Genomic DNA, 5,487 nt, shown 5'->3' on the forward strand with positions numbered 1-5,487 from the left:
ACTAGATATAGTGTGTGTCGCAGGGGAAAACCCGAGCGGCACCGGCCGGCGGGCAACGCCGGCGGACAGGGTTCTCAGGGCGGCGCGTCAGGCCGGGCGGTCCGGGCGTCGCGATCAGCGCAGCGAACATCGACGGGGCAGGGTATACATGACGAAGCACACGACCGGCTGGGTTGTCGCGCATCGACCGAACCGGCTTCCCCGGCGCATCGCTCGCCTCTTACCGCTCGCGCACCGCATTGCGCAGCGTTCGTTTTAATCCGCGGTTCTCTCCGCACCATCCAACACCAGGAGCTTTGCACATGCAAACCACCGACAACGCGACGTCCCAGTACGAGAGCGCCTCGAGCCGTCCGCTCGGCGGGACCGAACAGGGCGCGAAGGCGCTCGCGCCGCAGGCCACGTTCGCCGACTACAAGGTGATCCGCCGCAACGGCAGCGTGGTGTCGTTCGAACCTTCGAAGATCGCGATCGCGGTGACCAAGGCTTTCCTGGCCGTCAATGGCGGGCAGGGCGCGGCATCGGCGCGCGTACGCGAGCAGGTCGAGCAACTGACGCACAACGTCGTTCGCGCGCTCGTGCGCAGCCGCCCGAACGGCGGTACGTTCCATATCGAAGACATCCAGGACCAGGTCGAACTCGCGCTGATGCGCGGCGGCGAGCACAACGTCGCGCGTGCGTACGTGCTGTATCGCGAGAAGCGTCACCTCGAGCGCCAGCATGCGGGCGAGGAAGCGGCGGCAGCGGGCGGCGAGTCGGCCACCGGCATCAACGTGGTCGACAACGGCGTCACGCGCCCGCTCGACCAGAACGCGCTGCGCGCGCTGATCGTGTCGGCATGCGACGGCCTGGGCGCTGCGGTTAACCCTGACCCGATCGTCGCGGAGACGGTGAAGAACCTCTACGACGGCGTGCCGATGAGCCAGGTCTACGACTCGGCGATCCTCGCTGCGCGCACGATGATCGAAAAGGATCCGGCGTACAGCCAGGTCACGGCCCGCATCCTGCTGCACACGATCCGTCGCGAGATCCTCGGCGAGGAAGTCGTGCAGGCCGAGATGTCGACCCGCTACGCCGAATACTTCCCGCAGTTCCTGAAGCGCGGCGTCGACGCCGGCCTGCTCGACGACAAGCTGCTGCAGTTCGACCTGAAGCGCCTCGGCGAAGCGCTCGACGCGAGCCGCGACCTGCAGTTCGGCTACCTCGGCCTGCAGACGCTGTACGACCGCTACTTCCTGCACGTCGAAGGCACCCGCATCGAAATGCCGCAGGCATTCTTCATGCGCGTCGCGATGGGCCTGTCGCTGAACGAGATCGACCGCGAAACGCGCGCGATCGAGTTCTACAACGTGCTGTCGAGCTTCGACTTCATGAGCTCGACGCCGACGCTGTTCAATTCGGGCACGCACCGCTCGCAGCTGTCGTCGTGCTACCTGACGACGGTCGCGGACGATCTCGACGGCATCTATGAAGCGCTGAAGGAAAACGCGCTGCTGTCGAAGTTCGCCGGCGGCCTCGGCAACGACTGGACGCGCGTGCGCGCACTCGGCTCGCATATCAAGGGCACGAACGGCAAGTCGCAAGGCGTGGTCCCGTTCCTGAAGGTCGTGAACGACACGGCCGTCGCGGTGAACCAGGGCGGCAAGCGCAAGGGCGCGGTCTGCGCGTACCTCGAATCGTGGCACCTCGACATCGAGGAGTTCCTGGAACTGCGCAAGAACACCGGTGACGACCGTCGCCGTACGCACGACATGAACACGGCGAACTGGATTCCCGACCTGTTCATGAAGCGCGTGATGGAAGGCGGCGACTGGACGCTGTTCTCGCCGTCGACCTGCCCGGACCTGCACGACAAGTTCGGCGCCGATTTCGAGAAGGCTTACACGGCTTACGAAGACAAGGTCGCGCGCGGCGAGATCAAGCTGTTCAAGAAGATCCCGGCGGCGCAGCTGTGGCGCAAGATGCTCGGCATGCTGTTCGAGACGGGCCACCCGTGGATCACGTTCAAGGATCCGTGCAACGTGCGCTCGCCGCAGCAGCACGTCGGCGTCGTCCACTCGTCGAACCTGTGCACGGAAATCACGCTGAACACGAGCGACACCGAAATCGCGGTGTGCAACCTCGGCTCGGTGAACCTCGTCGCCCACCTGGTGAAGCAGGCCGACGGCAGCTACGCGCTCGACCACGACAAGCTCAAGCGCACGATCAGCGTCGCGATGCGCATGCTCGACAACGTGATCGACATCAACTACTACGCGGTGCCGAAGGCGCGTAACTCGAACCTGAAGCACCGCCCGGTCGGGATGGGCATCATGGGCTTCCAGGACTGCCTGCACCTGCTGCGTACGCCGTACGCGTCGCAAGAGGCAGTCGAGTTCGCCGATCGTTCGATGGAAGCCGTCTGCTACTACGCGTACCACGCGTCGACCGAGCTGGCCGAAGAACGCGGCCGCTACTCGAGCTACCGCGGCTCGCTGTGGGATCGCGGCATCCTCCCGCAGGACACGCTGAAGCTGCTGGCCGAAGCGCGCGGCGGCTACGTCGAGGTCGACACGTCGGAATCGCTCGACTGGACGGCGCTGCGTGCGCGGATCGCCACGCACGGCATGCGCAACTCGAACTGCGTCGCGATCGCGCCGACGGCGACGATCTCGAACATCATCGGCGTGTCGGCCTGTATCGAGCCGACCTTCCAGAACCTGTACGTGAAGTCGAACCTGTCGGGCGAATTCACGGTGGTGAACGAGTATCTCGTCCGCGACCTGAAGGAACGCGGCCTGTGGGACGAAGTGATGGTCGCCGACCTGAAGTACTTCGACGGCATGCTGTCGCGCATCGACCGCATCCCGGCCGACCTGCGCGCGATCTACGCGACCGCGTTCGAGGTCGACCCGACGTGGCTGGTCGAAGCGGCATCGCGTCGCCAGAAGTGGATCGACCAGGCGCAGTCGCTGAACATCTACATGGGCGGCGCATCGGGCAAGAAGCTCGACGAGGTCTACAAGCTCGCATGGCTGCGCGGCCTGAAGACGACCTACTACCTCCGCACGATGGCGGCGACGCACGTCGAGAAGTCGACGGTCGCACACGGCGCGCTGAACGCGGTGCCGACGGGCGGTGCAGGCGGCGGCTCGAGCAGCGGCGGCGCGCAAGGCGCAGCGGGCGGCTTCGGTGCGGCAGGCGGCGCTGCATCGTCGGGCGCGGTCAACGCTGCAGCGGCGCTCGCGCCGGTCGAAGCAGACGGCCCGGTGTGCACGATGCGTCCGGGCGACCCCGGCTTCGACGAGTGCGAAGCGTGCCAATAACGCAGTGCGCCTGACCTGAGAAGCAGGCTCGGGCGGCGCACACGACGACCGATCGAGGTTGAAGTGTGCGCCGCTCTCAACTAAAAAAATGATAAGGAATCTGTAACGCGACACCTGCGTTGCAGGCAATGACAAGCGATCGAAACCTCCCCGACGACGTCGCGTTTCGATCAGCGTTCGATGCGTCGAGCGCACCTCGCGATACAAGCGCGACTCACATCGCGCGCTGCATGAACGACGATGCGTTGCTCAAAGTGTTGTATCGAGGTCGCAACGCGAATCGAAAAAAGGATTTTTCGTGAGCGAACCCTTTTATCGCTCAGGAAAAGATGGTACAAACCGTTCTAAATTGATGGTGAGAATTTATGCTCAACTGGGATGACGAGAAGACTGCCGTAACCCCCGCGAGCGGAGCGCAGCAAAACGCGATGCGCACCTCCGCCGGGATGGCTGTCGGAATGCAGGCTGCAACGCCTGCCGCCCATCAGGTCCGTGACATTTTCGAAGGCGATCTCGCGGTGCCGCCGCAAGCATCGGCTGTTCCCGCCGGCGGTACGGAAGCGCGGGTCAATGTCGCCGACAAGCGCATCATCAACGGCCAGACTGACGTCAATCAGCTGGTGCCGTTCAAGTACAAGTGGGCGTGGGAAAAGTATCTGGCCGGTTGCGCGAACCACTGGATGCCGCAGGAAATCAACATGTCCCGCGACATCGCATTGTGGAAGGACCCGAACGGTCTGACCGAGGACGAGCGCCGCATCGTGAAGCGCAACCTCGGCTTCTTCGTGACGGCCGATTCGCTCGCGGCGAACAACATCGTGCTCGGCACGTACCGCCACATCACGGCGCCCGAGTGCCGGCAGTTCCTGCTGCGCCAGGCGTTCGAGGAAGCGATCCACACGCACGCGTACCAATACATCGTCGAATCGCTCGGTCTCGACGAAGGCGAGATCTTCAACGCGTACCACGAGGTCACGTCGATCCGCGCGAAGGACGAATTCCTGATCCCGTTCATTCATACGCTGACGGACCCGGCCTTCAAGACCGGCACGCTCGAAGCGGATCAGAAGCTGCTGAAGTCGCTGATCGTGTTCGCCTGCATCATGGAAGGCCTGTTCTTCTATGTCGGGTTTACGCAGATCCTCGCGCTCGGCCGCCAGAACAAGATGACGGGTGCTGCAGAGCAATATCAGTACATCCTGCGCGACGAGTCGATGCACTGCAACTTCGGCATCGACCTGATCAACCAGATCAAGCTCGAGAACCCGCATCTCTGGACCGCCGAATTCCGCGCCGAGATCCGCGAGCTGTTCAAGCAGGCTGTCGAACTCGAATACCGCTACGCCGAGGACACGATGCCGCGCGGCGTGCTGGGTTTGAACGCGTCGATGTTCAAGAGCTATCTGCGCTTCATCAGCAACCGCCGTTGCCAGCAGATCGGCCTTGACCCGCTGTATCCGAACGAGGAAAACCCGTTCCCGTGGATGAGCGAGATGATCGACCTGAAGAAGGAGCGCAACTTCTTCGAGACGCGTGTGATCGAGTATCAGACGGGGGGCGCGCTGTCCTGGGAATAACCCGCAGCAGCGAACCCGTTACATGATGGAGCAGCCGGTGGCCTCTCGGCCCCGGCCCAAGGTTTAGGAGCAAGAACGCCTGATGCAAAGCATGCCCGGTGCCTTAACGGCCCAACGATACGACAGGCACTTTGCGAACCCTTCAGTGGGATGGGCAAACTTCCCTCCGGAAAAAGCGGACGGCCGTGTGGCGGTCCGCTTGATCAAGCGATTAGGGGTAGCGGCGCGAGGTGCGCCGGCTACCGACTTGATTTGGCGCGCGAGGCCGAGTGGTCACGCGCGCCATACCGTATTCATTAGCGTAAGCGCGCGGTATCTGCGTACGCCGATGAATAGCCCGCTTCGAAGCGCACGTCCTGAACAGCGTCCGCGGGAAGCGGGTTTTGACGAAGGGTGTAGTTTGAACTGACTCTCATCTGAACCTGAAGGAGAACAACATGGCTACTGCCAAGAAGAAACCGGCTGCTAAGAAGGTTGCTGCCAAGAAGACCGTTGCGAAGAAGGCTGCCGCTCCGGCGAAGAAGGCCGCGGTGAAGAAGGTTGCTGCGAAGAAGGTCGCGGTGAAGAAGGTTGCCGCGAAGAAGGCAGCACCGGCGAAGAAGGCC

Annotated in this window: 3 protein-coding genes; all 3 read left to right on the forward strand. The window is 63.3% G+C overall.

Going from position 1 to position 5,487, the window contains the following annotated elements:
• Window positions 1–302 precede the first annotated feature (302 nt).
• The 3 genes from JMF90_RS22100 (at window position 303) to JMF90_RS22110 (ending at window position 5,291) form a co-directional block, all read left to right on the forward strand.
• Window positions 303–3,305, forward strand: a complete 3,003-nt coding sequence (locus JMF90_RS22100) for a ribonucleoside-diphosphate reductase subunit alpha (RefSeq protein WP_077179097.1) — start codon at window positions 303–305, stop codon at window positions 3,303–3,305.
• Between the two features lie 365 nt (window positions 3,306–3,670).
• Window positions 3,671–4,882, forward strand: coding sequence for a ribonucleotide-diphosphate reductase subunit beta (locus JMF90_RS22105; RefSeq protein WP_012327871.1), 1,212 nt, complete (start codon window positions 3,671–3,673; stop codon window positions 4,880–4,882).
• A gap of 82 nt (window positions 4,883–4,964) precedes the next feature.
• Window positions 4,965–5,291, forward strand: coding sequence for a hypothetical protein (locus tag JMF90_RS22110; RefSeq protein ID WP_011544525.1), 327 nt, complete (start codon window positions 4,965–4,967; stop codon window positions 5,289–5,291).
• Window positions 5,292–5,487 lie beyond the last annotated feature (196 nt).

The sequence above is a fragment of the Burkholderia sp. E168m23 genome, assembly GCF_016586125.1.
GTDB lineage: Bacteria > Pseudomonadota > Gammaproteobacteria > Burkholderiales > Burkholderiaceae > Burkholderia > Burkholderia orbicola.